The following is a 26,163-nucleotide window of genomic DNA, read 5'->3' as shown; positions in this document are numbered from 1 at the left end:
CCTTTCCCCGACGTTTAAGAGTGAGACCGTGGGCAACAGGCCGCATGACCGATCACGCGCGGGGCGCGGAGCCGACGGACGCGGAAACGGACGCGACGCCGACGGGAGCGGACGGACCGGACGACCGGATCGAGTCTCGGCTCCGCGCCGTCGAGCGCGCGGTGACCGGGAGCGAGGCGCGGCCGGTCGACGCCGCCGCGGACGCAGAGGCGACGGCCGAGCGCGAGCGACTCGAGTCGCGGCTCGACGACCTCGAGGAGCGCGTCGCGGAGTTGGAGGCGGCGACGCAGGCGGTCCGCGGCTACGCCGGAGCGATCCGGGCCGTCAACCGCGAGGTCGAGCGCCGGGCCGACCTCGCGCTCGCGAGAGCGACCGAGGCCGGGCGGGAGAACGAGCGGAGCGGCGGCAGTGTCGGCCGCGAGAGCAGCGCGAGCGACGGGCAGCGGGCCGACGACACCGTTCCGTCGGAGGGCGCCCTCGACGCCGCCCTGCCGGACGATCGCTCGCGGTCCGGACCGCGTACCGGCGGCAGCGGAACCGACGAGGCCGCCGGGGACGGCGACGGCGGGGCGTGGGTGACGACCGCGCTCGACCGCCTCCGGGAGTCGCTGTGAGCGAGCCGTGATCCGCGTGGCCCTCACCGTCCTCGTGGCAGTCGCGCTGCTGACGGCGTCGATGCCCGCGGTCGAGACGGCCCGGACCGCGACGACGGCGGACCGGATCGGCGCCGAGGCGGACCGTCTGGAGCGGGCGATCGGCAGCGTAGTCGCCGGATCGTCGCCCGTAGACGACCCCGCCCTGGCGGCGCAGGCGACGGTGCGTTTCCGGGTCCCGACTGGGTTCGCCGCGGCGGAGGTCGACCGCGTCGCGCTCGTCGAGCCGCCGGACAGGCCGGGCGGCGTCGTGCTCGCGTACCGCGTCGAGGACCGGCCGAAGCGCACGGTCCGCGTCGGAACGGGACCGGTGGAGGTGACTGTCGATCTCGGCGGCGGACCGATCGAACTTCGCCCGGGCGGGACGAACCGCATTCGGCTCCGGTACGTCGACGACGAGGGGCCGACGGTCCGGATCAACCGAGCGGGGTAGACCGGGGCGGAGGGACGCGACGGCGCGGGACAGAATAGATTACGACAGGGCAGACCGGGACGACGCGGATCGTTTCGAGACGCGGCGGAACGGAACGGCGGGACGGCCGACGACTTATATATCAAACCGCGGGCACGCCCGTCATGAACCTCGGTATCACCGATCAACTCGCCGACGGGGCCGGCGAGACGCCGCTCCGAGCGCTCCCGTGGGTCGACGAGGACCGCGACGAGTGTCGGTGCGAGCCGGCGTTTCGCGAGCCCGTGGGAACTGGCGTCGAGGACAGGGTTATACTCGACGTCGACGCCGGCGCGTGTCCCGGACGCGGCGACCTCGCCGCGAGCGCCGACTGTCTCGCGACCGTCGTGGAGGCGCTCGGCGACCGCGACGCCGACGTGATCAGGACACGACACCGCGGCCGCGAGCGGTCGTACGCCGACCGCGCGGCCGACCTCCTGACCGCCGCCGGACGGTTCCGCGAGCGGGTCGGGTTCCGTGAGGAGCGGCTCGCCGAACGAGTCCTCCGCGACCCGCTCGGCGCCGCGGTAGAGGCCGCCGGGCGGGCGGGCCCTACGAAGCGCATCGCGGCCGAAACGGGGCTGCTGTCGGCCGCGGAGGATCTCGGCGGCGGCGAGAACTGGCCCGAGAGCGACGGCGTTCTGAGCGATCGCCTGCGGGCCCACGTCGGTCCGACGGCCGCGACCGCACGAGTCGCGGCCTCGCCGCCGCCGGGTGCGACGCTGGTCGATCGCTGGACGGTGCCGACCGGGGCAACGGTCCGGCTCTACGACGGCGACGACTCCCTCAGGACGTACCACCTCACGCCGCCGACGGTCGATCTGGACGCCGACGCCGTAGCGACGCTGGCCGCGGCGCGAGACCGGCTGCTCGACGACCCCCGCGGCGGCGACAGGGCCCCCGGACGAGCGGTGCGGGCGGCGGCGGAAGACGGCGACCCGGTCGCCGATCTGACGGAGATCCTGCGCCGACACACGCACGGCTACGGCGTGTTCGAACACGTCTTCGCCGACGAGAGAGTGAGCGACGCGACGGTGACGGCACCGGTCGCGGAGAACCCGCTCCGCGTCGTGCTCGACGGGGAGCGGTGCCGGACGAACGTGCGGCTCCCCCCGGAAGGGGCCGCCACGCTCGCGTCGCGGCTCCGCCGGTCGAGCGGTCGGGCGTTCTCGCGGGCCACGCCGACGCTCGACGCGACGATCGAGTCCGAAACCGGTCGGGTCAGGGTCGCCGCGGTCACGGCCCCAGCCAGCGACGGGCTCTCGTTCACGTTCCGACGCGGGGATCCGGAGGCGTGGACGCTCGCGCGACTGGTGTCCGTCGACACCCTCACGCCCGCGGCGGCCGGGCTGTTGTCGGTGGCCGTCGAACGCGGGGTAGCGGGGCTTATCGCGGGCGGCCGGGCAGCCGGGAAGACGACCGCGCTCGGCTCACTGCTGTGGGAATTGCCCGCGGAAACGAGGGCGATCGCAATCGAGGACACGCCGGAACTCCCGGTAGACGCCCTCGCGGACGCCGGGCGAGACGCGCAGCGACTCTGCGTCGGTGACGGGGCCGAACTCGCCCCGGCGGACGCCGTTCGGACGGCGCTCCGGATGGGCGGCGGCGCGATAAGCGTCGGCGAGGTGCGCGGCGAGGAGGCGCAGGCGCTGTACGAGGCGATGCGTGTCGGTGCCGCCGGCGAGACGGTGCTGGGGACGATTCACGGCGAAGACTCGGCCGGGGTGGAGGAACGCGTCGTCACCGACCTCGGCGTCCCCCGCTCGTCGTTCGCCGCGACCGATCTGATCGCCGTGCTCGACGACCACCGCGTGGAGTCGATCGTCGAGGTCGGCGACCGCGACGGCGGCGTGAGCTTCGATCCGCTGTTCGAGCGGACCGAACGGGGACTCGTCGGCACGGGTCGGATCGACCGCGGTGAGAGTCGACTCGTCGAGGCGCTCGGGGGGACGAACGAATCGTACGCGGCGGTTCGGGAGGTTATCGATCGGCGGAGCGACCGGATCCGCGAGGCGGTTCGGGCGGGACGCGTTTCGCCGGCGCGGTACGTCAGGGGAGACGTATCCGGCGATCCGAGCGGAGACGTGGGAGCCCCGGCCGATCGACCACGCGAGGGAGGAGTGAAGCACGGAGGCGGCGCATGAACGAGGACCGGTCGAAACCGACCGAGCGATCGGCTCGTGTCGACGGAGAAGACGACGCGACCGCCTCGAAAGAACTGCGGCGGGCCGTCGCGTTTCTCGGCTGGGGCGTTTCCGCGGAGCGCGTCGTGGCGATCGGGTACCGGGCCGGCGTCGTCGTCGGGGCGGTTGTCGCCGCGGCCGCGGCGCTCGCTGCCGGCGCGGTCGTCGCCGCGCCGGCCGGACTGGCCGCCGCCGTCGGCGGCGTACACGCGGTCCACCGGGCGCCGGTGTGGCTCGCGTCGCTCCGGCGGACGCGGGCGCTGGGCGCGGCGCCGGGGCTCGTCGGGCGGCTCGTGTTGCGGATGCGGCTCGATCCCTCGACGGAGCGTGCGGTGCGGTTCGCCGGCCGGACGGGAGAGGGACCGTTGGCCGCGGCTCTCTCCCGCCACGAACGGGGCTGTGCGGACGGGCCGACGAGCGGCCTTCGAGCGTTCGCTCGCGAGTGGACTCCGTGGTTCCCGGCGATAGACCGCGCCGCCGCGCTGGTCCGGACCGCAGCGACCGCGCCGCCGGAGCGCCGCGGGCGGTGCCTCGACCGCGCCCTCGACGCGACGCTTTCGGGGACGACCGATCGGCTCGCGTCGTTCGTCGGCTCCGTCCGCGGGCCGGTCTCGGCGCTGTACGCGTTCGGCGTGCTGCTCCCGCTGGCACTCATCGCGCTCCTTCCCGCGGGCGCCGCCGCCGGCGTCGCGGTGGGTTCCGGACTCGTCGCCGGCCTGTACCTGATCGCGCTTCCGGGCGGGCTGGTGGCCGCCTCGGCGTGGCTGCTCTCCCGTCGCCCGGTGGCGTTTCCGCCGCCGCAGATCGGCGGAGACCATCCCGACGTGCCGGACCGACGCGGCCACGCGTTGGTCGTCGGCTGCGCCCTCGGTGCGGCCGCGGCCGCCGTCGCCGCGCGAGTCGTCGCGCCGTGGGCGTGGCCGGTCGCGGGGGTCGGCGTCGGAGTCGGGAGCACGCTGTTCGTCCTCGCGCGACCCCGCCGCGCGGTGCTGTCCGAGGTCCGAGGCGTCGAGCGGGGGCTGCCGGACGCGATGACCGTGATCGGCGGAGACGTGGCGGAGGGGGTCGCGGTCGAGACCGCGGTCGCGAACGCCGGCGAGCGGCTCGACGGCGCGACCGGCGAGGTGTTCGAGCGCGCCGGTCGGCGGAGCGACACGCTGCGCGTCGGCGTCCGCGAGGCGTTTCTCGGACAGGGCGGGCCGGCCGCGGACGTGCCGTCGTCCCGGGTTCGCGGGGCGATCGCGCTGCTCTCTGTCGCCGCGCGGGAGGGGCGTCCCGCCGGCGACGTCCTGTTGGAGCTCGCCGACCAGCTGGAGTCGCTACGGGAACTCGAACGCGACGCGCGCCGCCAGCTCGCGACCGTGACGGGGACGCTCTCGAACACCGCGGCGGTGTTCGCGCCGCTCGTGGGTGGAGCGACCGTCGCGCTCGCGACCGGGATCGACGCCGCCGATGTCGGGAGCCTGGGAGCCGGAGCAGCAGCGGGCGCCGACGCGTTCGGCGGAGGCGGACTGGGCGCGGAGAGCGGAGTGGCCGCTGGCGGGAGCGGGGCGGCGAGCGACGGCGCGAGGACCGGCGGAACGGCTGCCCTGTCGGTGCCGGTGCTCGGACGGATCGTGGGGACGTACGTGCTGTTGCTCGCCGCCCTCCTCACCGGGCTGGCGACCGGACTGGAGCGCGGGTTCGATCGGACGTTGGTGGCCTATCGGGTCGGGATCGCGCTGCCGACGGCGACGGCCACGTTCCTCGTCGCGTTCGCCGGCGCCGGACTCCTGTTCTGAGCCCGATCGGTGGGGCAGTCGGCCCTCGATCGACCGTGACGCTCGGGGCCGATCGTTTATGTATGAAAGCGCGGCCAGCCGCGCCATGTTCGAGACGCACCTCGACGCCACGTACGCGTGGCTCGGCTTGGCCGTCGTGAGCGTCGCGGCCGTCGGCGTGGCCGCCGCGTTCCCGGCGTCGCCGCCGCCGGACGCGGACGGCGTCGCGCGCACCGTCGATTCGGTCGCGGACGGGTCGTACCCGGCGACGGCGGAACACGGTATCGCGGCGGACAGACTCCGGCTCGCGGAGGGATCCGTCTCGCTTAGAGACGAGCGAGGGACGGCGCGGGCGACGCTCGATGCCCCGCGGATCACCCCGGTCATCCGACCGACAGCGGGGGTGACGCCGGGCGCGGCGACGGACGCCCGGCTTCGGCGCGTCCTCGACGGCGCCCCTCCGGACGCAGCGTTCGACGATCCGGCGTCGTTCGCGGCGGCCGCCGAGCGTGCGCGAGCGGCGGACGCGAGGTGGACGACCGCACCGAGGCGGATAACGGTCCGGCGCGTACACTACGGTGACGTCCGGATCACGCTGGTCGGGTGATCTCGCGTGTCGCGTGACTCCACGGAATCCGGCGCGTCGGCGACTCGGAACGGACCGAGCGCGGCGTTCCCGACCGCCGACCGTGCCGCCGTCGAGCCGATCGCCGCGCTCGTCGCGGTGGTGGTCGTCGGACTCGCGTTGGGGCTATACGCCGGCGCCTTCGCGGACGCGGCGCCGGACGACCGTCGGTCGGCCGCGAAGTCGGCACTGGACCGGGTCGAGGGGAGGGTCACCGTCGGCGGCGTCCTCGACTCGGACCGGATGCGGCGGGTCGAAGCGCCGGGGACCGCGATCGCGATCGAACTGGAGGCGGACGGCGAGCGGTGGTTGGCCGCGTCGGGGCCGGACGCGCCGGGACCGCCGGGAGTCCGGGCCCCGGAAGCGGTCGCGGTCGCCGAGCGACGGGTGACGGTCCGCGTGGCGCCGGGCCGTAACGTCCGCGGAACGCTCCGGGCGGTGGTGTGGCGGTGACCAGCACCGTCCTCGACGTGACCGTGCTGCTGCTTTGCGTCTCCGCGAGCGTCGTCGCGCTCGGCGCGAGCGACGCCGGCGGCCCCGACGGCCCGACCGCGACCGACGCCGCCGACCGGCTCGTCACCGAGACCGAGACCGTGGCGTATCCCGACGAGGGCGCGCCGAACGACACCCGACGAATCCACGCGACGCGCGCGGAGTTGCTCGCGCTGGTCGCCGAACGAGTCGGTGACGGGGGCACGAAAACGGCGTTCGACCGCCGCGCGATCGACGCGGTTCACACCGGGATCGGTCCGCGGACGCGCGTCGACGTTGCCCTCGACGGGCCGACGCGGACGGCGGAGAGAGTGGGTGGGGTGCCGGAGCGATACCGGGCGCCTGGCGCGTTTCGAACGACCGAACCGGCGGCCGACTCGTCCGGATCGACCGCGGACGAGACCCGACGGGTGGTCGCCGTCGGACCGGAACCGCCGCGAGACGCCACCGTCGGGGTCGCGGTCGTCAGACAGCCGCTTCCGGCAGGAGTCGACGGCAGTGGGGAATCGGACCGACGCGGAGCGGGTGCTACGGTCCGGATCGTCGTTCGGAGGTGGTGAGCGTGAAGGGCAGCGACTCCCGTCGGGCGGGTTCCGGCCGACGGAGCCGGACGTTCGCGGTCGACGAGCGGGCGCGAGTCCCGTTCGCGCTGGTCGGCGTGCTACTGCTCGTGACGAGTTCGGCGTACGCCGCCGGACTCGCCGAGCAGGGGCTCGTCGGCGAGGACCGCCGCGTCGAACGCGCCGTCGAGCGGGTCGACGCCGACGCCACCGCCGCGCTCAGGAGCGCGGCCCGGGAGGCCGCCCACGAGGCGGCGGCGGAGCCGGTGACGCGGCCACCGAGTGGACCGGGAGCGGCGGCCAAGGCCGTCCGGGAGGGATCGGCCTTCGAGGACGCGTTCCGGATCCGACTCGCGGTCGCCGGATCGAAGGCGCTGGGTGCCGTCGAGAGCGACATCGGCACCGTGACGGCGACCGCGTCGCTACCGGCCGTCGAGTCGCCGAGCGACCTCGTCGCCGCGCGCGAGCGGGTCCGCGTCGAGCGGGTCGCCAACGGGACCGCGACGCGAGTGACGTTCGAGGGCGTCGCGACGACCGCAACCCGGAACGGGCGAACCGTCGTGAACCGGACGCGGTCCCGAACGGTCACCGTCGCGGTGCCGACGTTGGCCGCTCACGAGCGGACCGAGCGGTTCGAGCGCCGACTCAACCGCGGTCCGGTCGAGGGGCCCGGACTCGGGCGACAGGTCACGGCCAGCCTCTACGCGATGGCGTGGGCCCGGGGGTACGGGCAGTACGCCGGCGCACCGGTCGAGAACGTGGTCGCGAACCGCCACGTGGAGCTGTCGACGAACGCCGGGATCGTCCGCGTCCAGCGGGACGTGTTCGGAACGAGCGATCCCGACGCCCGCGGCGGCGTCGCGCGAGCGACCGCCCGGACCGGTGTGACCGACCTGCTGTCGCCGACCGGCGTCGACGAAGCCTCCTGGACGGACGCCGTCCTCGGAGCGCCGACGCCGACGGCGGAGACCGAGAGAGAGCGGACGGCCTCGGACGGGAACGCGGCGACGAGCGAGGACGCGGCGTTCGACTCGGCCACGGATCCGACGAGCGAGACGGCGTCGGTCGAGGTCGGGCACGCGGCCGACCGCGCCGCGACCCGCGTCCACGACGACCTCGAATCGATCGTGCGGGCGAGCCACCGAGTCGAGGCGACCCTAGAGACGGAGGCGACGCGGGTCGTCGAGGGCGGTCCCGTGAGCCCGGGTCGTCCCCGGTCGCAGCTCGGAGAGCCCTGGCGGCGGGTCGACACGTCGCGGACGGAGCGCGTCCGCGTCGCCGACGGGAGCGACCTCCGAACGGGAACCGACGGCGAGACGGTGTCGGCCGGCGAGTCGGTGTCGTTCGGCGGCGCGACTCGGGAGGTCGTCGTCGAGCGCGCCGCGACAGCGACGTGGGAGCGACGGGTCGTCGAACGGGGACCGAACGGAACGGTACAGGACGTGAGCGTCGACCGCGCCGTGACGAGCGACGAGGCGACGGACCGGTACCGCGTCCGCGTGTCGGTGACCGGGACGTACGCGCCGCGCGACGACGCCCCCGACGGGCCGACGGCGACGTTCGGCGCCGCCGACCGGGACGTTGCCGGGCCCGACCTCGCCGACACGCCGGCGGCCGCGAGGGCAGAGCTGAACGTCGAGACGGCGGGCGACGTCGATCGGATGGCTCGCGACGCCGTCGAACGGGGCGACGAGAGGCGGTCGACGGTCGTGTACGGCGACCGATCGGGCGCCGACCTAGACCGGATCGCGGCGGACATCTCGACGCTGTCGGAGCGCGTCCGCGACCTGGAGACCGAGGCGTCGATGGCCGACGCCGCGGTCGGCGAGTCGACGCCGTACGGCGATCTCGCCGCGGCCGTGCGCGATCGGCGCGACGCGCTACGCGACGCCCCGAGGCGGTACGACGGCGCGGTCGACCGGGGGCGCGTCGCCGCCCGCGTCGCGTATCTCGACGCCGTGATCGGGGAGCTCGAATCGGCGTCGGACGACAGGAAGGCGGCGTCTAACGGAGTTCTCGACCGCGTGAACGACGCGTTCGGTGGACCGCCCGTGGGCGAGGTGATCGCCAGCCGCGAGGCCGCACGCGACCCGGGGACCTACGCGGTCGGCGACGAGGGGCCCGCCGGCGCCGTCACGTTCGCTCCGGAGGGGTCGCCGGGGTATCTCCCGCGGACCGCGGTCGACGGCGAGCGCGTGGAAGGCGTCGACGGCACGACCACGAGGCCGCTCGCGGCTCGAAACGTGAACTACGCCACGCTCCCGTACAGCGACGTCTCCGGCGGGATCGCCGACCGGATTCTCGGCACCGACGACACGGTCCGTCTCGGCGTCGCCGGGCGATCGCTCCTCGCGGCCGACGAGGCCCTCGCGGCGGCCGACGACGACGACCTACGGGCCGACCGAAACGCGCTCGCCGGACGGGTTGACGCCTCGCTGGGACGCGTCGACGACGCGTTACAAGGCCGGCTCGCGAAACGGACCGACCTCTCGCGCGAGCAGCGGAACGCGGTCGTGGAGAGCGTCGCGTCCGAGTACGATTCGCTCGGCGACAGGGCCGTCGCGGTCGGCGACGGCGAGTACCCGAACCGCGTCGCGAGCGAGGCGGCCCGGGTCGGGTCGCTGTCGAGGGCCGAACGGCTCGGCCTCGCGGCGCACCTCCGGGTGGAGACGCGGAAGGCGGCGGGACGGGACGCGGTCCGCGTCCCGGCTCGCTTCGTCGACGCGACGACGACGGCGTCCCGGACGATTCGTCGAGACAGAGTCGAGTCGAAGATCGAGTCCCGCGCCCGGAAGGCGGTCGCGTCGGTGCCGGACGAGCGGGTGCCGAAGCCCGTTCGGAGCGTCGGCGCGGGACTCCCCGTCGCGCCGGTCCCCGGGTACTGGGTGGCGACGGTCAACGCGTGGAACGTTCAGGTGCGCGGAGAGTACCCGCGCTTCGCGCTTCGTGCGAACGTCGGGACGCCCGACCGCCCGTTCGAGTACGTCCGGGAAGCCGACGAGGTCAGCGTCGATGTGAACGGCGAGTCGGTCGCGCTCGGCGCGACGGAGCCGGTCGCGTTCGAGACGCGGACGGTCGTCGTCGTCGCGGTCCCCGCCGGGCCGCCGGGCGTCGGCGACGTCGACGGGACGCGCGAGGAGACGTCCGGCGGCTGGCCGTGTCCGGGATCGCTGAGCGCGTCGCCCGGAGAGGGGGACGAGTGTACGGAGCATTGAGGGAGGGAGGGAGAACGCGGGCGGCGAAGCGCCGGGACGCGGCCGACCGCAGGCGTTTTGCGACGGCGCGACCCAGAGGGAGTATGTTCCACGAGGTCGTTGACGACCGCGGAAGCGGGCCCGACGTCGACGCGGACGAACCGGCGGCGGCGGAGTTACTCGCGGCCTTCGAGACGCTGGTCACGGAGGCCGCGTCGGGCGTCGACGGCGACCGGCTCGTCGGCGAGGTCGGCCTGACGGAAGCGGACGCGAGCGCCGTCCGCGACGGGGACGTCGCGGCGCTCTCGCTCGCGGACGCGGCGGCCGTCCTCGCGGCGGCGGAGCCGGGGCGCGACACCGACGCGATGGTCGCGGAGGTGCGCGATCACCTCCTGATGGGGATGGCGACCGCCGTCCTCGACGTCGACGCGATCGCCGCGCGGATCGACGCCGACCTCACCGGGCAGGAGGTCCAACAGGCGCTGGAGGGGCGGACCAGATTAACTCTTGGCCAGCTCGCGGAGATACTCGCGGTCATCGAGCGTCGGAAGCCATGAGAGTCGTCGTCGTCGGCTGCGGCTACGTCGGGCTGGCGCTGGCGGAACAGCTCGACGCCCGCAGCCACGAGGTCGTCGGTGTCCGCCGGTCAAACGCCGGCCTCGACGCGGTCGACGCGGTCGGCTCCGGGGTCGAGGCCGTCCGGGCGGACGCGACCGATCCCGAGTCGCTCTCGGCGCTACCGGACGCGGACGCGGTCGTCTTCGCGGCCAGCTCCGGCGGCCGCGGTGCCGACGCGGCCCGGGAAGTGTACGTCGACGGCTTGGCGAACGTCGTCGACGAGTACGGCTCGCGGGCCGCGCCGCCGGACCGGCTCGTGTACACCTCCTCGACGGGCGTGTACGGTGACCACGACGGCGGGTGGGTCGACGAGGAGACGCCGGTCGACCCGACCACGGAGAAGACCCGCGTCCTCGCCGAGGCCGAGCGGATCGCGACGGAGCGCGCGGCCGACGCCGGGATCGACGGGACCGTCGTCCGGTTCGCGGGGCTGTACGGGCCGGAACGCTACCGGCTGGATCGGTACGTGGATGGCCCGGTGACGGCCGGTTACCTGAACATGGTCCACCGCGACGACGCCGCGGGATCGATTCGACATCTGCTGGAGACGGACCGCGCACGCGACCGCGTCGTCCTCGTCGTTGACGACGAGCCGGTCGGCAAGCACGTGTTCGCCGACTGGCTCGCGGACGCCTGCGGCGTCCGGCGCCCGGAGAAGCTGTCGAAGGACGAGCGGATCGCGGCGGGGAACCTCTCGGCGGCCGCGGAGCGCCGGATCCGAACCAGCAAGCGCTGTTCGAACGCGCTGCTCCGCGAGCTCGGCTACGAGTTCGCTCATCCCACGTTCCGGTCCGGCTACCGCGACGCGGTGCGAGCGTACCGGACGCGGACCGAGTAGCGCGTCTCGGACGGACGGCGGCCGGTTCGGCCCGTCGTCGTCCGACCGCGGTCGGTTCCGTCGGTTTCACTCCGTCAGAACGGTAACGAACCTTCATGTGTCGGGAGTGACTCGACACAACGCATGCGAGCGATGAGCGCGGTCGGCGACCGACTCTCGCAGGCGGAGGCAATGGTCCGGGAGAACCCGGAGATCGCCGTCGCCGGGGCGCTCATCGTCCTGATCGTCGTCGCCGTGGGGCTCGTCGTGCTCCGTGCCCGCCGGACGCCTGGGGTCAGGTTCCGCCGGCTGCTGGCCGACGAGGACGAGATAACGGTGTTGATGCACCCGAACCCGGACCCCGACGCGATGTCGGCCGCGGTCGGCGTGGCCTCGCTCGCCGATCAGGTGGACGTCGACGCAACCGTCCAGTACCCCGGTCAGATCCGTCATCAGGAGAACCGGGCGTTCCGGACGGTCCTCGACTTGGAACTGGAGCCGATCGAACACGTGAGCGACCTCGCGTCGGAATCGGTCGTCTTGGTCGACCACAACGAGCCGCGGGGGTTTGCCGGCGCCGACGGCGTGTTGCCGATGGCCGTCGTCGATCACCACCCCGGCGACGGCGCCGGTGGATCGTTCACCGACGTACGGACCGACTACGGCGCGAGCGCGTCGGTCGTCGCCGAGTACTTTCAGGACAACGACGCGGTCCCCGTCCCGCCGGACAAACACGCGAGCGAGACCGGGAGCGACCTGACGCTGTCGACGGACACGGCGACCGGGCTGTTGTACGGTATCTTGGCCGACACGAAACACCTCACCGTCGGCGCCAGCGAGCCCGACTTCGCGGCGGCCGCGTACCTCTATCCGGGCGTCGATCAGGACCGGCTCGACCGGATCGCGAACCCGGCGGTCGACGCGGAGGTGCTGGAGGTGAAGGCCCGGGCGATCGCTGGCCGTCGCATCGAGGGGTCGTTCGCGGTCGCGGACGTCGGCGGCGTGAACAACGTGGACGCGATCCCGCAGGCCGCGGACGAGCTCATCCAGCTGGAAGGAGTCAGCGCGGTCGTGGTGATCGGCGAGCGGGACAAGACCGTCCACCTCTCGGGACGCTCGCGGGACGACCGGGTCCACATGGGTAACGCGATAGCGGCCGTGCTGGACGACGTCGACAACGGGAACGGTGGGGGGCACTCCCGGATGGGCGGCGGTACAATCGAACCGGAGCTCGACCCCACCGGGGAGGAGCCGAAGACCGTCGACCGCGACGCCCTCGCCGACGGGCTGTTCCGGGCGATGGCCGGGGACGTGTGACCGCGATCGACGCGGCGGGCCGGCGGGGCGAGGCGTCCACGCCGGACGTGAGCGTGCGGATTTAAGTTCCGGGCGGCGATCCCTCCGCTATGTACATCGCTGACGCGCTCGACGACGGGTGGCTCGCGCTCGCCGGCGTCGGCGCCGGCTACGGTATCGCGGTCGGACTGGTGTTCCTGCTGGTCTTCGTCGTCCCGTACCTAGCCGTCACGGCGCTGTAGCGGGGCGCTTTCGTCAACGACCGAGAGGTGAAAACAGCGATCGGCGGGTCTCGATCTGTGGTCGTCCGGGTCTCAGGCGAACGCCAGCGAGTCGTCGGCGTTCGTCTCCTCGTCCTGCCGGAGCTTCTCGTGGGCCTCGAGGAAGTCGTCGAGCGTGACCTCCGTGCGGTCGTCGCGGATAGCGAACATCCCGGCCTCAGTACAGATCGCCTTGATGTCGGCGCCGGAGGCGTCCGGTGTCAGCTCGGCGAGTTCCGCGAAGTCGACCCCGTCGGCGAGGTTCATGTTGCGGGTGTGGATCTGGAAGATGATCTCGCGGCCCTCGGTCTCCGGCTTGGGAACCTCGATGAGCCGGTCGAAGCGGCCGGGACGGAGGATCGCGGGGTCGAGCATGTCGAAGCGGTTGGTGGCGGCGATGATGCGGACCTCGCCGCGCTCGTCGAAGCCGTCCATCTCGCTGAGTAGCTGCATCATCGTGCGCTGGACCTCAGCGTCGCCCGAAGTCTTCGAGTCCGTCCGCTTCGAGGCGATGGCGTCGATTTCGTCGATGAAGAGGACGGCGGGCTGGTTCTCGCGAGCGACTTCGAACAGGTCCCGGACCAGCTTCGCGCCCTCGCCGATGAACTTGTGTACCAGCTCGGAGCCGGCCATCTTGATGAACGTCGCGTCCGTCTCGTTGGCGACCGCCTTCGCGAGCATCGTCTTTCCGGTGCCCGGCGGGCCGTACAGCAGCACGCCGCTCGGGGGCGTGATGCCCACGTCCTCGAACATGTCGGGGTGTTCGAGGGGCATCTCGACCGTCTCGCGGACCTCCGTCATCTGGTCTTCGAGCCCGCCGATGTCGGCGTAGGTGACATCCGGGGAGTGTTCGACCTGCATCACGCGGGCGCGGACGTCGGTCTCCTTCTCCAGCTTCTTGACCACCGAAAGCGAGTTGTTGACCGCGACGCGGTCGTCGGGGTCGAGCTGCTCGCGCAGCTCGTCGGTGATCTCGGTGAGCGCCTCCTGGTTGTTCCCGTGCTGTTTGATCACGGCGCCGTCGGGCGTTATCTCTTGGACCGTCGCCACGAACAGCGGGGACTGCTTCAGCTTCTTGTTCTCGTGAGTGAGCCGCTCGAGCTTCTGCTGGTACTTGTTGTTCTCCGCGTTGGCGTCGAGGAGCTTGTCGCGCATCTCCTCGTTTTGCGACTCGAGGACGTCGAGCCGCTCCTGTAAGGAGTCGATCTTCTCTTGTTTCGACGCCGAGCCCTCGTAAGGCATGTCGACGTCGTCGACCGTATCGCTCATTGTGTTTATTAAAGGGTCTCGCGGATAAGAGGCTTCGGGTGGGGGCACGATGGCGGCCGTACCGCCGGCGAACCACCGAACGACGGCGGTCCGGGTCTACGCTGATTCGCAGGTTTGACGGGAAATAATTCCCAGTAGTAATCAAAATGGATAGTAAATATTATTATCCGGCATGCCAAGGATCGGTATACGAATGAGCACGACCGACGCCGTCACCGCCGACGACGGGACCGCGGACCGCTGGGCGGCCGTTCGCGACCTGCCCCCGAGCGCCAAGCTGGTCGCGAAGGTGTTAGACTACAACGACACGCTGACGCAGAGCGAACTGGCCGAGGAGACGCTGCTCCCGCCCCGGACGGTCCGGTACGCGCTGTCGCGGCTCGAGGAGGAGGACGTCGTCGACTCGCGGTTCTCCTTCACTGACGCCCGCAAGCGGCTGTACTCGCTGGGTATCTGAGCGCGGACCGCCCGATCCGCCGCCGACGCTGACGCCCGGACCGCCCGCGTGCGACGATTTATCGGCGATACCGCGGCAGTCGTCCCGTGGTCTCGACTACCGCCGTCAAGCGCGCGCTGGCCGCGCTCGCGACTCGAACCGACACCGCGAGATGTCCGTACGTCGCCGTGATCGACGAGGCGGACGCCGCGCGATCCGACCTCCGGCGCGCGGCCGGATTCGTCGACGCGATCGGGCTCGACGGGCTGGCGGAAGCGATTGACGCCGCGGACCGCGCGGACGACGACGCCGCCGTCGAGCGGGGGCACGACGCGCTCGCCGCGTACCGGTCGTTCCGGCGGGCGGCGGCGGGCGACGCCCCCGGAAACGGCCGCGAGGCGAACGCCGGGAGCGACGCCGACCGAGACAGCATCGGCGACCGAGACGGCGGCGCCGAGCGCGATCACTTCCGCTCCGGCCCCGGAATCCCTAAGCCGGACACCGGCCAAGACGCGGACAGATGACACGGGTGATCCACACCGGCGACACCCACATCGGGTACTCGCAGTACCACTCGCCTGTCAGACGCCAGGACTTCCTCGACGCCTTCGAGGCCGTGGTCGACGACGCGGTCGACGGCGGCGTCGACGCGGTCGTCCACGCGGGCGACCTCTTCCACGACCGCCGGCCCGACCTCCAAGACCTGATGGGGACGATTTCCGTCCTCCGTCGGCTCGACGACGCCGGAATCCCCCTCCTCGCGGTCGTCGGTAACCACGAGTCGACGCGGGGCGGCCAGTGGCTCGACCTCTTCGAGCGGCTGGGGCTCGCCACCCGGCTCGGCGACGAGCCGGTCGTCGTGGGCGACACCGCCTTCTACGGCCTCGACCACGTCCCCGTCTCGCGGCGCGACGACCTCGACTACGCCTTCGCCGACCACGACGCCGACTACGCCGCCTTGGTCGCGCACGGTCTCTTCGAGCCGTTCGGCTACGCCGACTGGGACACCGAGACCGTGCTGACGGAGAGCAACGTCGCCTTCGACGCGATGCTCCTCGGCGACAACCACACCCCGGACACCGCCGAGGTCGCAGACACGTGGGTCACGTACCCCGGGTCGACGGAGCGCGCGAGCGCGAGCGAACGCGAGGGCCGCGGCTACAACCTCGTCGTCTTCGACGCCGACACGGCGGGCGGCGACGACCGCGTGGAGATCCGGCGCCGCGCGCTCGACACGCGCCCGTTCGTCTTCGTCTCCGTCGAACTGCGCGAGGGCGAGGGCGAGTCGCGGGTCCGCGAGCGCGTGCGCGAGTTCGACCTCGCGGAGGCGGTCGTCCACGTGGAGATCACCGGGGAGGGTGACCCGGTGACGCCGGCTGCCGTCGAGGAGTTCGCGACCGACGAGGGCGCGCTCATCGCGCGCGTCGTCGACCGACGCGAGGTCGACGCCGACGGCGAGGTGGACGTGAGCTTCGCCGACCCGGAGGACGCGGTCCGCGACCGACTCGACGAGATGGCGCTCTCGACCGCCGCGCGCGACGTGGAGCGCGCGGTCCGCGAGGACACCGTCTCCGACGCGAACGTCCGCGAGACGGTGAAACGCAGGGTCGAGGAGCGGCTGGACGGAGACGGTGATCTCGACGCGTTCGACGCCGTCGAGGCCGGCGGCGACGGAGCCGAATCGGACGCCGACGGAGACGAATGGGACGGCGGCGGAGCCGAACCGAACGGCGACGCGTCGGAGCCGACGGAGCCGAACACCGAGCCGGAGGCCGCGGAGCCCGAGGACTCCGACCCGGCGTCGACGGATGGCCAAGTCTCCATGGAGGACTACCTGTGAAGTTCGACCGCGTCCGCCTCGCGAACTTCAAGCCGTACGGCGACGCCGACCTGCGGCTGACCGAGGGCGTCACCGTGATCCACGGGCTCAACGGCAGCGGGAAGTCGTCGCTGCTTGAGGCCTGCTTCTTCGCGCTGTACGGGTCGAAGGCGCTCGACGGGACCCTCGGAGACGTCATCACGAACGGCGAGGAGGAGACGGAGGTCGAACTGTGGTTCACCCACGACGGCGTCTCCTACCGGGTCGAGCGGCGACTCAAATCGTACGACGGTCGGATCGACCACAAGTGTACGCTCGAGTCGACCGACGGGAGCGACGTGGCCCGCGACGGCGCGCGCGCCGTCCGCGAGTTCGTCACCGAACTGCTGCGCATGGACGCCGAGGCGTTCGTCAACTGCGCGTACGTCCGGCAGGGCGAGGTGAACAAGCTGATCAACGCGACGCCCCGGGAGCGGCAGGACACGATCGACGACCTCCTCCAGCTCGGGAAGCTGGAGGAGTACCGCGAGCGCGCCGGTGACGCCCGGCTCGGCGTCGAGGACGTGCTGGAGAACCGCCGCGGGCGGCTCGACCAGCTCGACGAGCAGATCGCCGCGAAGGAGGACCGCGACCTCCACGCGCGGCTCAACGAGCTTGAGGGCGAGCTCGGCGACGTCACCGACGACATCGACCGGTACGAGGCCCAGCGCGAGCAGGCGAAGGAGACGCGCGACGCGGCCGCGGAGACGCTGGAGACCCACGCGGAAAAGCGGGAGAAGCTGGAGTCGGTCGAGGCCGAGATCGACGAGATCGAGGCCGCGATCCGCGAGGCCGAGCGCGATCGCGACGACCACCGCGACGCGATCGGCGAGGCCCGCGAGCGGATCGCCGAGGTCGAGGCCGCGATCGACGACCGACTCGACGACGCCGGCCTCGACGCGCCGACCGAGGCGGCCGTCGCGAACCGGCGCGCGGAACTCGACGACCGTGAGGAATCGGTCCGCACGGACCTCGACGACGCGCGGGTGAACGCCGAGGGGCTGCGGAACCAAGCGACGAACCTCGCCGCGAAGGCCGACGACCGCACCGAGCGCGCGGAGGAGATCGAGTCCGAGGCCGACGACCTCGACGACGAGGCCGAGACGGCGGCGGAGGAGGCGGCGGAGCGCGAGTCGTCGATCGAGACGCTCCGCGAGGAGGCGGCGGAGCTCCGCGAACGGTTCGCGGCCGCCGACGTCGACCGCGACGGCGTCGCCGACGAGCGCGAGACGCTGCGCGACGAGCGGGGAGAAATCCGCGAGCGAATCGCCGAGCTGTCGGCGGAGCTGAAGAACGCCCGCGAGCGCGTCGAGGAGGCGGAGGCGCTGCTCGCGGCCGGGAAGTGCCCGGAGTGCGGCCAGCCGGTCGAGGACTCGCCGCACGCGAGCGGGATCGACGAGGATCGCGAGCGAGTGGCGGAGCTCGAATCCGAGCTGGAGGCCGCCCGCGAGCGCGAGGGCGACCTCGACGAGCAGGTCGCGGAGTTGGACGAGCTCGCGAGCGCGGCGGACAGACTCGACGAGATCGACGAGCGGATCGCGACCCTCGAAGAGCGCGCCGAGGAGAAGCGCGCGGCGGCGGAGCGGAAGCGCGAGCAGGCCGCGGAGAAACGCGAGCGCGCCGCCGAGCTCCGCGCTGAGGCCGAGGACACGCGTGAGGTCGCCGCGGAGAAGCGCGAGGAGGCGGAGGCCGCCGCGGCGCGCGTCGAGGAACTCGAAGCCGATCTGGAGGCGGTCGCGGACGCCCGTGAGGCGGTGACGGCGGTCGAGGAGCGCCTGTCGGCGATCGCGGACGCCGAAGACGAGATCGAGCGGCGCCGCGAGAAGCGCGAGAACCTGGCGGAGGTGAACGACGAGCGGCGCGACCGACTGGCGGACAAGCGCGAGCGGCGCGACGAGCTCGCCGACGCCGTCGACGAGTCCGCCGTCGAGACGGCGAAAGAGCGGAAGGAAGAGGCGGTGGAGTACCTCGAGAGGGTCGCCGGCGAGCTCGAGCGACTCGACGAGCGGAGAGAGGAGCTTCAGAACGCGATCGGCGGAGTGAAAGGCGACATCCGCGAGCTAGAGGGGCTCCGGGAGGAGCGCGAAGCGCTCGGCGATCGGGTGGACGCGCTCGAGACGCTCCACGAAGAGACGAGCGAGCTGGAGACGATGTACGGCGACCTGCGGGCGGAGCTCCGCCAGCGCAACGTCACCGAGCTGGAGCGCACGCTCAACGAGACGTTCGAGCTCGTCTACGGGAACGACGCCTACTCGCACATCGAGCTCGACGGCGAGTACGTCCTCACCGTCTACCAGAAGGACGGCGAGCCGCTCGACCCCGAGCAGCTCTCCGGCGGGGAGCGCGCCCTCTTCAACCTCTCGCTGCGCTGCGCGATCTACCGGCTGCTCTCGGAGGGGATCGAGGGCGCGGCGCCGACGCCGCCGCTCATCCTCGACGAGCCGACGGTGTTCCTCGACTCCGGGCACGTCTCGCGGCTCGTCCGGCTGGTCGAGGAGATGCGCGGGTTCGGCGTGCGCCAGATCGTCATCGTGAGCCACGACGACGAGCTGGTGGGCGCGGCCGACGAGCTGGTCACCGTCGAGAAGGACCCGCGCTCGAACCGCTCGACCGTCCGCCGGGAGGACGCGGCGGAGCTCGACGTCGCGTCGCTCGCGGACGACTGAGCGTCACCGCCGCTTCACCGGGTCCTTTTATAAATATCAGACGGCGGCAGGAACGGTAGAAGCCCGCGGCGACGCCGCCGCTGAGAGGGACGGCGGCGACGGCTCGCACCTCCACGTCGGCGCGTGCCTGCGAGCGGCCGCCACCGGCGGCCGCGAGGAGCACGCGCGAGGGAGTCGGGCGCTCCGAGGGCGACCGAAGGGAGCCCGAAGGACGCGCCCGACGAGGCTGGGGAGGCGTGAGGTGCCGTGCGGTCGCGGTCGGGTGGGGCTCAAATGGGCAGCCTCGCGGCCGGGGCTTTGAGCTGTTCGCCGTCGATCTAGATCAACAATTTATAAGCGAACAGCCGCAGCCGGCCGCAGATCGCGGTTATATGTGAGATATCAGTCGCCGTCGCCCTCACCAACCTCGTCGCCCTCGTCCGCCGACCCGTCCCGCAACAGCCCCAGCGCCTCGGCCGCGACCGGGGTCGCCTCGTAGCCGCGTCGCCCCGCGACCTCGGCCTCGTCGACCAGTCCCGCCGCACGGAACTCCGTGAGCGTCCCGTGAAGGTCGGACTCGCACATGTCGGCGGCGTCGAGGAGGTCGATCGCGGCGATCGGCCCCTCGTCGGCGACCACCGCGAGCAGGCCGAGCGAGCGGTCGTCACGGACCGCCCCGAGCGTCCGGCGGACCGGCTCCGGCACGCCCGAAGCGGCGGTCGCGAGCGGCGACTCGCCGTCGACGACGCTGAGCTCCTCGTTGTCGACGTACCGCTCCGCACCGGTCGCGGGGTCGCGCACGCGACTCGACTCGGCGGATCGCTTCACGAGGAGGTACGTCTCGCCGTCGCCGTCGCGGACCGTCTGCATGGTCGAACCAGCGCCCCGTCGGACATTACGCTTCCGGGGGATCAGCGGTGGAGTCGGCATCAGTGTCATCGGCCTCTTCGGGGGGATCCGACTCCGACTCGTCGGCCTCGCCCTGCGAGCGCCGCCACGACCGGTACGTCTGGTACGTTCGGACCCCGGCGAGGAGACCGGCGACGAGCAGCGCCGGGCCGGCCCGCGACCACCCCTCGAAGAACCACACCATGGGGCCGAGCGCGACGAGGAGGACGGCGGCGTTGGCGTAGACGACGGCGACGACGAACGCGCGGAGGGTCCCCTGGTCGACGTCGCTCGCCCCCTCGAAGTCACCGCCGTCGTCGAACGTCTTCACCGACGGGGCTTTGGGGATGTCGGGCGTCATCTCCCGCTCGGCGTCGGAGCTCTCGCCGACGGAGATCTCGCCCTCGTCGTCCTCGTCGAGGCTGAACACGCCCGCACCTACGCCGGGCCGGGGCAAAGGGGTTCCGTCCGGGCGACGCCGCGGCTACGGGAGGAGACGGACGGAGCGCGCGGGGTCGGCGGGCCGGTCAGAGCGCGTCGGCGAGCCGCACCGTTCGGCTCGCTTCGACCCAGGCGAGGGGGTTCGTCGCGTCGAAAAGCACCACGTTCCCGTCGTCCTCGTACACCTCCACCTCGGCGTCGACCGCGTCGGAGTCGGCCGGGCGAGCCGCCTGGGGTCCGGAACGTGGATCCGAAGACATGGGCCGTGGTAAGAAGTCACACAATATATGCCTTTCCGTGGCGGGATACCTCGCCGCACCCGAAAGCCGTGTTTTTTAGCCGGGTGACGCCGAAGGACGGATATGACTCAGTCGGGGCTGTCGGACTTCTCGTCGGCCGGGGACGCGGACGGCGAGGCCGACGGCGACACGGACACCGAACGGGAGGAGCTGGCCGCGCAGGAGGCGGCCGTCGTCGCCGGGGGCGGACGGGGCCACGTGAACGACGTGGTCGACGTGGACGAGGCGAAGTTCCCGGAGTCGACGGGGACCGTCGAACTGATGATCACCCAGATCGACTACGCCGTCGAGGGGTACGGCAGCGACGAGTACCCGGTCGTCCACGTGTTCGGCCGGCGACCGGCGGAACACGTCGAGGACGCCGACCACGACGTGGTCGAACACCTCCGCGTGCTGGGCGTCGAGCCGTACTTCTACGTCCCGACGGCCGACCTCGACCGCGACCCCGTCGAGGAGTACGACGTGGTGATCGGGACGCGCGAGGCGGGCCCCGACGGCGAGCCCTACGAGAGCATCCGCGGCGAGCCGCTCACCCGGATCGTCACCCGTACCCCGCGCGACGTGGGGAACATCCGCGACGACTTCGCGACCAGCTTCGAGGCGGACATCCTCTTCCCGAACCGCTTCCTGATCGACAACGGGATCAACGGCGGCATCCGCGTCGAGGAGCGACGCCTCGACGACGGGGAAGAGACGATTCAGGTCCACGAGGGGCACCTCGAACCGGCCGAGGTCGACGCCGACCTGCGCGTGAACACCTTCGATATCGAGGTGGACGACCGCCGCGGCTTCCCCGAGGACGGCGAGGAGCCGATCATCTGTCTCACCAGCCACGACTCCTACGAGGACGAGTACGTCGTCTGGCTGTACGACGCGCCGGAGGCCGAGATTCCCCCGCCGGAAGACCTCCCGGAGTACGAGGGGATCGTCGGCGACGGCGCGGAGGTCGACTTCAGGGTCCGCACGTTCGACGAGGAGGCCGCGATGCTCGACGCGTTCGTCGAGTACATCGACGACACCGACCCGGACCTCCTGACCGGGTGGAACTTCGAGGACTTCGACGCGCCGTACGTCCTCGACCGGCTGGAGGTGCTCGACGACGGGAGCGAGTACGACCTCGACGTCGACCGGCTCTCCCGGATTGGCGAGGTGTGGCGCTCCGGCTGGGGCGGCCCGGACGTGAAGGGGCGGGTCGTCTTCGACCTGCTGTACGCCTACAAACGCACGATGTTCACCGAGCTGGAGTCGTACCGCCTCGACGCGGTCGGCGAGCGCGAGCTCGGCGTCGGTAAGGAGCGCTACACGGGCGACATCGGCGACCTCTGGGAGCAGGACCCCGAGCGCTTACTGGAGTACAGCATCCGCGACGTGGAGCTGTGCGTGGAGATCGACCGCAAGCAGGACGTGATCGCGTTCTGGGACGAGGTGCGCACCTTCGTCGGCTGTAAGATCGAGGACGCGCCGACGCCGGGCGACACCGTCGACATGTACGTCCTCCACAAGGCGTTCGGGAAGTTCGCGCTCCCGACGAAGGGCCAACAGGAGTCGGAGGAGTTCGAGGGCGGGGCCGTCTTCGACCCGATCACGGGCGTCAAGGAGATGGTGACGGTCCAGGACCTGAAGAGCCTCTACCCGATGTGTATGGTGACGATCAACGCCGGCCCGGAGACGAAGGTCGACCCCGACGAGTACGGCGGCGAGACGTACGTCGCGCCCAACGGGACCCACTTCCGGAAGGAGCCGGACGGGATCATGCGCGAGATGGTCGACGAGCTGCTCTCCGAGCGCGAGGAGAAGAAGGCGCTCCGGAACGACCACGACCCGGGCACCGAGCCGTACGAGCAGTACGACCGGCAGCAGGGAGCTGTCAAGGTTATTATGAACTCGTTATATGGGGTTACGGGATGGGATCGGTTCCGCCTCTACGACAAAGAGGGCGCGGCAGCCGTTACTGCGACCGGTCGCGAGGTCATCGACTTCACGGAGGAGGCGGCAGAGGAGCTTAATTATCAGGTAGCTTATGGTGACACCGACTCGGTTATGTTATCCCTTTCTGACATGTCGGAACGGGAGGCGATCGAGACCTCCTTCGAGATAGAGGACCACATCAACGAGCGCTACGACGACTTCGCGCGCGACGAGCTCAACGCCGACGAGCACCGCTTCGAGATCGAGTTCGAGAAGCTCTACCGGCGCTTCTTCCAGGCGGGCAAGAAGAAGCGGTACGCGGGCCACATCGTCTGGAAGGAGGGGAAAGAGGTCGACGACATCGACATCACCGGCTTCGAGTACAAGCGCTCGGACATCGCCGGGATCACGAAGGAGGTCCAACAGAACGTCATCGAGACGATCGTCACCGGCGACGACATCGACGAGGACATGGAGGAGGTGAAGTCGTACCTCGAAGGCGTCATCGCGCGGGTGCTCGACGGCGACGTGGACCTCGACGAGATCGGGATCCCCGGCGGGATCGGCAAGCAGCTCGACGCCTACGACACGCCGACCGCGCAGGTCCGCGGCGCGAAGTACGCCAACCGCATGCTCGGGACGAACTTCGGGAGCGGGTCGAAGCCGAAGCGGCTGTACATCGAGAAGGTCCACCCGGGCTTCTGGAGGCGAATGGAGGAGGAGGAAGGGCTCGACCCCCAGCGCGACCCCCTGTACGGGGAGTTCAAGCGCGACCCGGACGTGATCTGCTTCGAGTACGCCGATCAGGTGCCCGAGGAGTTCGAGGTCGACTGGGAGAAGATGCTGGACAAGACGCTCAAGGGGCCGATAGAGCGCGTGATCGAGGCGCTCGGGATGTCGTGGGAGGAGGTGAAGACGGGGCAAGAACAGACCGGACTCGGCTCGTTCATGTGACTGCCGACGAGCGCGAACGCGCTCTCTGGAAAGCAGTTTTCGATTGCTAGAAAATTTCTTGGTCGATATGCGATTTTTGACGGGGAGATGCGTAACCATTAACCCCCTCAACCCCCACCATCGATGTACGAGGCACGAGAATACATATGGCTACTCTCGAAATCAACGATCTTCACGCACGAGTGGCGGAAGAGGGCGGCGAACGCATCCTTCTCGGCGTCGATCTGACCGTCGAGTCGGGTGACATCCACGCGCTGATGGGACCGAACGGCTCGGGGAAGTCGACGCTCGCGAAAGTGATCGCCGGCCACCCCGCCTACGAGGTCACCGGCGGTGAGATTCTGCTCCACCTCGACGAGGCCGACGTCGCCGACGTGGACGTCGACCTCGATGACGAGGACTATCACTGGGAGCTCCTGGAGCTGGAGCCGAACGAGCGCGCCGCGCTCGGCATCTTCCTCGGCTTCCAGTACCCCGCGGAGATCGAGGGCGTCACGATGACGAACTTCCTCCGACAGGCGCTCAACGCGAAGGCGGACGAGCGCGAGGAGCTGTTCGAAGACGAGGAGGAGGAGGCCGCCGAGGCCGAGGCCGAGGACGACGACGAGGGGTACGAGACCTCCCCGATGGAGGGCCCCGCCGACGACGGCGAGATCGGCGTCGCCGAGTTCCAGGAGATTCTCTCCGAGAAGATGGAGCTCCTCGACATGGACGAGAAGTTCATGCAGCGCTACCTCAACGCCGGGTTCTCCGGCGGCGAGAAGAAGCAGAACGAGGTCCTCCAGGCCGCGATGCTGGAGCCGAGCGTCGCCGTGCTCGACGAGATCGACTCGGGGCTCGACATCGACCGCCTGAAAGACGTCTCGAAGGGGATCAACGCGCTCCGCGACGAGCAGGGCACGGGCGTCCTCCAGATCACGCACTACCAGCGCATCCTCGACTACGTCGAGCCCGACCACGTCCACGTCATGCTCGACGGGGAAGTCGTCAAGAGCGGCGGCGCGGAGCTCGCCGAGAAGCTCGAGGACGAGGGGTACGACTGGGTCCGCGAAGACGCCTACGAGGCGGCGTAACCGAATGTGGGCACGCGACACACGTAAACACGGGAATCAGTAACAATACACTATGAGTTCACAACAGGACGACCTCAAGGAGACAGACACCGAGGCTCGCTTCGAGTTCAAGAAGGAGGAGAAGTCCGCCTTCCAGACCGAGAAGGGTCTCACCGAGGAGACGGTCCGCGTCATCTCGGAGGACAAGGACGAACCGGAGTGGATGCTGGAGCGACGCCTGCGCGCGCTCGAGCAGTTCCAAGAGATGCCGATGCCGACCGACTGGCCCGGCCAGCCGGACCTCTCCGAGATCGACATCGACGAGATCGTACCGTACATCCGCCCGGACATCGAGGCCCGCGGCGGCGCCGAGAGCTGGGAAGACCTCCCCGAGGAGATCCAGGACACGTTCGACAAGCTGGGCATCCCGGAGGCGGAGAAGAACGCGCTCTCGGGCGTCGGCGCGCAGTACGAGTCCGAGATCGTCTACCAGAACATGCAGGAGCGGTGGGAGGAGAAGGGCGTCATCTTCTGTGACATGGACAAGGCCGTCCAGGAGCACGAAGAACTCGTCCGCGAGCACTTCATGACGAAGTGCGTCCCCCCGAGCGACAACAAGTTCGCGGCGCTTCACGGCGCCATCTGGTCGGGTGGCTCGTTCGTCTACATCCCCGAAAACACCACCGTGGAGATGCCGGTCCAGGCGTACTTCCGGATGAACTCCGAGGGGATGGGTCAGTTCGAGCACACGCTCATCATCGCCGAGGAGGGCTCCGAGGTCCACTACATCGAGGGCTGTTCCGCGCCGAAGTACTCGGCGTTCAACCTCCACTCGGGCGGCGTCGAAGTGTTCGTGGGCGAGGACGCCCACGTCCAGTACTCGACCGTCCAGAACTGGTCGAAGAACACGTACAACCTCAACACGAAGCGCGCCATCGCCGAGAAGGGCGGGCGCATGGAGTGGATCTCCGGCTCGATGGGCTCGAAGGCGACGATGCTGTACCCCTCGACGATCCTGAAGGGCCGCGGTGCCTCCGACAACCACATCACCATCGCCTTCGCGGGCGAGGGCCAGGACATCGACACCGGCGCGAAGGTGTACCACAACGCGCCCGAGACCAAGTCGACCGTCGAGTCGAAGTCGATCGCGAAGGACGGCGGCCGCACCAACTACCGCGGGCTCGTCCACATCGCGGACGGCGCCGAAAACTCCTCGACGGCCGTCGAGTGCGACGCGCTGATGTTCGACAACGAGTCGACGTCGGACACGATGCCGTACATGGAGATCAACGAGTCGAAGGTCGACGTCGCCCACGAGGCGACCGTCGGCAAGATCGGCGACGAGGACATCTTCTACCTCCAGTCGCGCGGGCTCGACGACGACGACGCCAAACAGATGATCGTCTCCGGGTTCATCGAGCCGATCACGGAGGAACTGCCGATCGAGTACGCCGTCGAGCTGAACCGCCTCGTCGAACTCGAGATGGAGGGCTCGCTCGGATAA

At 70.9% G+C, this 26,163-nt stretch carries 23 protein-coding genes; 19 read left to right on the top strand and 4 right to left on the bottom strand.

Annotated elements, in window-relative coordinates; genetic code table 11:
• Positions 1-44: 44 nt before the first annotated feature.
• From EXE51_RS02420 to EXE51_RS18100, 12 genes are all read left to right on the top strand, one after another.
• The gene (locus tag EXE51_RS02420) at positions 45-614 is read left to right on the top strand and encodes a hypothetical protein (protein WP_137691973.1); all 570 of its coding nucleotides are present in this window, start codon (positions 45-47) and stop codon (positions 612-614) included.
• Between the two features lie 7 nt (positions 615-621).
• On the top strand, positions 622-1,086 hold the full coding sequence (locus EXE51_RS02415) for a hypothetical protein (RefSeq protein ID WP_049931736.1): 465 nt from the start codon (positions 622-624) through the stop codon (positions 1,084-1,086).
• Positions 1,087-1,229: 143 nt separating this feature from the next.
• Positions 1,230-3,248 carry an ATPase, T2SS/T4P/T4SS family gene (locus EXE51_RS02410; RefSeq protein WP_137691972.1) on the top strand — a complete coding sequence of 673 codons (2,019 nt, stop codon included), beginning with the start codon at positions 1,230-1,232 and terminating at the stop codon, positions 3,246-3,248.
• Positions 3,245-5,068 (top strand): type II secretion system protein, encoded by a 1,824-nt coding sequence (locus EXE51_RS02405; RefSeq protein WP_137691971.1) that lies wholly within the window; start codon positions 3,245-3,247, stop codon positions 5,066-5,068. The genes EXE51_RS02410 and EXE51_RS02405 overlap by 4 nt, the downstream gene beginning before the upstream one ends.
• An 85-nt stretch (positions 5,069-5,153) precedes the next feature.
• Positions 5,154-5,654 (top strand): hypothetical protein, encoded by a 501-nt coding sequence (locus EXE51_RS02400; protein ID WP_137691970.1) that lies wholly within the window; start codon positions 5,154-5,156, stop codon positions 5,652-5,654.
• 6 nt (positions 5,655-5,660) lie between these two features.
• Positions 5,661-6,125: a hypothetical protein gene (locus tag EXE51_RS02395; RefSeq protein WP_137691969.1), complete on the top strand. Its 465-nt coding sequence runs from the start codon at positions 5,661-5,663 to the stop codon at positions 6,123-6,125.
• Positions 6,116-6,724, top strand: coding sequence for a hypothetical protein (locus tag EXE51_RS02390; RefSeq protein ID WP_049931731.1), 609 nt, complete (start codon positions 6,116-6,118; stop codon positions 6,722-6,724). The genes EXE51_RS02395 and EXE51_RS02390 overlap by 10 nt, the downstream gene beginning before the upstream one ends.
• Positions 6,718-9,939 carry a hypothetical protein gene (locus tag EXE51_RS02385; protein WP_137691968.1) on the top strand — a complete coding sequence of 1,074 codons (3,222 nt, stop codon included), beginning with the start codon at positions 6,718-6,720 and terminating at the stop codon, positions 9,937-9,939. The genes EXE51_RS02390 and EXE51_RS02385 overlap by 7 nt, the downstream gene beginning before the upstream one ends.
• Positions 9,940-10,022: 83 nt before the next feature.
• Complete coding sequence (locus EXE51_RS02380; RefSeq protein WP_137691967.1) at positions 10,023-10,475, top strand: DUF5791 family protein; 453 nt, start codon at positions 10,023-10,025, stop codon at positions 10,473-10,475.
• Positions 10,472-11,374, top strand: a complete 903-nt coding sequence (locus EXE51_RS02375) for an NAD-dependent epimerase/dehydratase family protein (RefSeq protein ID WP_049931726.1) — start codon at positions 10,472-10,474, stop codon at positions 11,372-11,374. Before EXE51_RS02380 ends, EXE51_RS02375 begins: the two co-directional genes overlap by 4 nt.
• Positions 11,375-11,497: 123 nt before the next feature.
• The gene (locus EXE51_RS02370; protein ID WP_049931724.1) at positions 11,498-12,670 is read left to right on the top strand and encodes a bifunctional oligoribonuclease/PAP phosphatase NrnA; all 1,173 of its coding nucleotides are present in this window, start codon (positions 11,498-11,500) and stop codon (positions 12,668-12,670) included.
• Between the two features lie 89 nt (positions 12,671-12,759).
• Positions 12,760-12,891 (top strand): hypothetical protein, encoded by a 132-nt coding sequence (locus EXE51_RS18100; protein ID WP_254921855.1) that lies wholly within the window; start codon positions 12,760-12,762, stop codon positions 12,889-12,891.
• A gap of 72 nt (positions 12,892-12,963) precedes the next feature.
• On the opposite strand, the gene EXE51_RS02365 is transcribed toward EXE51_RS18100, so the two are convergent.
• Complete coding sequence (locus EXE51_RS02365; RefSeq protein WP_049931723.1) at positions 12,964-14,178, bottom strand: proteasome-activating nucleotidase; 1,215 nt, start codon at positions 14,176-14,178, stop codon at positions 12,964-12,966.
• A 193-nt stretch (positions 14,179-14,371) separates the two neighbouring features.
• Here EXE51_RS02365 and EXE51_RS02360 point away from each other — a divergent pair, with 193 nt between their 5' ends.
• The 4 genes from EXE51_RS02360 (at position 14,372) to rad50 (ending at position 19,138) form a co-directional block, all read left to right on the top strand.
• Positions 14,372-14,635 carry a helix-turn-helix domain-containing protein gene (locus EXE51_RS02360; protein WP_049931722.1) on the top strand — a complete coding sequence of 88 codons (264 nt, stop codon included), beginning with the start codon at positions 14,372-14,374 and terminating at the stop codon, positions 14,633-14,635.
• An 86-nt stretch (positions 14,636-14,721) separates the two neighbouring features.
• Positions 14,722-15,138 (top strand): hypothetical protein, encoded by a 417-nt coding sequence (locus EXE51_RS02355; protein ID WP_137691966.1) that lies wholly within the window; start codon positions 14,722-14,724, stop codon positions 15,136-15,138.
• Complete coding sequence (gene mre11 / locus EXE51_RS02350; RefSeq protein WP_137691965.1) at positions 15,135-16,454, top strand: DNA double-strand break repair protein Mre11; 1,320 nt, start codon at positions 15,135-15,137, stop codon at positions 16,452-16,454. The genes EXE51_RS02355 and mre11 overlap by 4 nt, the downstream gene beginning before the upstream one ends.
• Positions 16,451-19,138, top strand: coding sequence for a DNA double-strand break repair ATPase Rad50 (rad50, locus tag EXE51_RS02345; protein ID WP_137691964.1), 2,688 nt, complete (start codon positions 16,451-16,453; stop codon positions 19,136-19,138). Before mre11 ends, rad50 begins: the two co-directional genes overlap by 4 nt.
• 381 nt (positions 19,139-19,519) lie before the next feature.
• On the opposite strand, the gene EXE51_RS02340 is transcribed toward rad50, so the two are convergent.
• The 3 genes from EXE51_RS02340 to EXE51_RS17650 all read right to left on the bottom strand — a co-directional run bounded on the left by EXE51_RS02340 (position 19,520) and on the right by EXE51_RS17650 (position 20,706).
• Positions 19,520-19,987: a hypothetical protein gene (locus EXE51_RS02340; protein ID WP_086216174.1), complete on the bottom strand. Its 468-nt coding sequence runs from the start codon at positions 19,985-19,987 to the stop codon at positions 19,520-19,522.
• Positions 19,988-20,012: 25 nt separating this feature from the next.
• Entirely contained in the window at positions 20,013-20,435 is a 423-nt protein-coding gene (locus EXE51_RS02335; protein WP_086216173.1) for a hypothetical protein, read from the bottom strand.
• Positions 20,436-20,532: 97 nt separating this feature from the next.
• Positions 20,533-20,706: a hypothetical protein gene (locus EXE51_RS17650; protein WP_167373101.1), complete on the bottom strand. Its 174-nt coding sequence runs from the start codon at positions 20,704-20,706 to the stop codon at positions 20,533-20,535.
• Positions 20,707-20,808: 102 nt separating this feature from the next.
• Between EXE51_RS17650 and EXE51_RS02330 the strand changes: the two genes are divergently transcribed.
• The 3 genes from EXE51_RS02330 to sufB all read left to right on the top strand — a co-directional run bounded on the left by EXE51_RS02330 (position 20,809) and on the right by sufB (position 26,163).
• Positions 20,809-23,607, top strand: a complete 2,799-nt coding sequence (locus tag EXE51_RS02330; protein WP_137691963.1) for a DNA-directed DNA polymerase — start codon at positions 20,809-20,811, stop codon at positions 23,605-23,607.
• Between the two features lie 146 nt (positions 23,608-23,753).
• Positions 23,754-24,680 (top strand): ABC transporter ATP-binding protein, encoded by a 927-nt coding sequence (locus tag EXE51_RS02325; protein WP_049931712.1) that lies wholly within the window; start codon positions 23,754-23,756, stop codon positions 24,678-24,680.
• Positions 24,681-24,732: 52 nt separating this feature from the next.
• Positions 24,733-26,163 carry a Fe-S cluster assembly protein SufB gene (gene sufB, locus EXE51_RS02320; protein WP_129452286.1) on the top strand — a complete coding sequence of 477 codons (1,431 nt, stop codon included), beginning with the start codon at positions 24,733-24,735 and terminating at the stop codon, positions 26,161-26,163.

Source organism: Halorubrum sp. CGM5_25_10-8B, from assembly GCF_005435095.1.
GTDB lineage: Archaea > Halobacteriota > Halobacteria > Halobacteriales > Haloferacaceae > Halorubrum > Halorubrum ezzemoulense.
This window is presented reverse-complemented; position numbering and strand designations above follow the sequence as displayed.

What these genes read in the sequence shown, in the direction of transcription:
- EXE51_RS02420 (WP_137691973.1), top strand. Translation starts at nt 45, where the DNA reads ATGACCGATCACGCGCGGGGCGCGGAGCCGACGGACGCGGAAACGGAC.
- EXE51_RS02410 (WP_137691972.1), top strand. Translation starts at nt 1,230, where the DNA reads ATGAACCTCGGTATCACCGATCAACTCGCCGACGGGGCCGGCGAGACG.
- EXE51_RS02405 (WP_137691971.1), top strand. Translation starts at nt 3,245, where the DNA reads ATGAACGAGGACCGGTCGAAACCGACCGAGCGATCGGCTCGTGTCGAC.
- EXE51_RS02400 (WP_137691970.1), top strand. Translation starts at nt 5,154, where the DNA reads ATGTTCGAGACGCACCTCGACGCCACGTACGCGTGGCTCGGCTTGGCC.
- EXE51_RS02380 (WP_137691967.1), top strand. Translation starts at nt 10,023, where the DNA reads ATGTTCCACGAGGTCGTTGACGACCGCGGAAGCGGGCCCGACGTCGAC.
- EXE51_RS02375 (WP_049931726.1), top strand. Translation starts at nt 10,472, where the DNA reads ATGAGAGTCGTCGTCGTCGGCTGCGGCTACGTCGGGCTGGCGCTGGCG.
- EXE51_RS02370 (WP_049931724.1), top strand. Translation starts at nt 11,498, where the DNA reads ATGCGAGCGATGAGCGCGGTCGGCGACCGACTCTCGCAGGCGGAGGCA.
- EXE51_RS18100 (WP_254921855.1), top strand. Translation starts at nt 12,760, where the DNA reads ATGTACATCGCTGACGCGCTCGACGACGGGTGGCTCGCGCTCGCCGGC.
- EXE51_RS02365 (WP_049931723.1), bottom strand. Translation starts at nt 14,178, where the DNA reads ATGAGCGATACGGTCGACGACGTCGACATGCCTTACGAGGGCTCGGCG.
- EXE51_RS02360 (WP_049931722.1), top strand. Translation starts at nt 14,372, where the DNA reads ATGAGCACGACCGACGCCGTCACCGCCGACGACGGGACCGCGGACCGC.
- mre11 (WP_137691965.1), top strand. Translation starts at nt 15,135, where the DNA reads ATGACACGGGTGATCCACACCGGCGACACCCACATCGGGTACTCGCAG.
- EXE51_RS02340 (WP_086216174.1), bottom strand. Translation starts at nt 19,987, where the DNA reads ATGCAGACGGTCCGCGACGGCGACGGCGAGACGTACCTCCTCGTGAAG.
- EXE51_RS17650 (WP_167373101.1), bottom strand. Translation starts at nt 20,706, where the DNA reads ATGTCTTCGGATCCACGTTCCGGACCCCAGGCGGCTCGCCCGGCCGAC.
- EXE51_RS02330 (WP_137691963.1), top strand. Translation starts at nt 20,809, where the DNA reads ATGACTCAGTCGGGGCTGTCGGACTTCTCGTCGGCCGGGGACGCGGAC.
- EXE51_RS02325 (WP_049931712.1), top strand. Translation starts at nt 23,754, where the DNA reads ATGGCTACTCTCGAAATCAACGATCTTCACGCACGAGTGGCGGAAGAG.
- sufB (WP_129452286.1), top strand. Translation starts at nt 24,733, where the DNA reads ATGAGTTCACAACAGGACGACCTCAAGGAGACAGACACCGAGGCTCGC.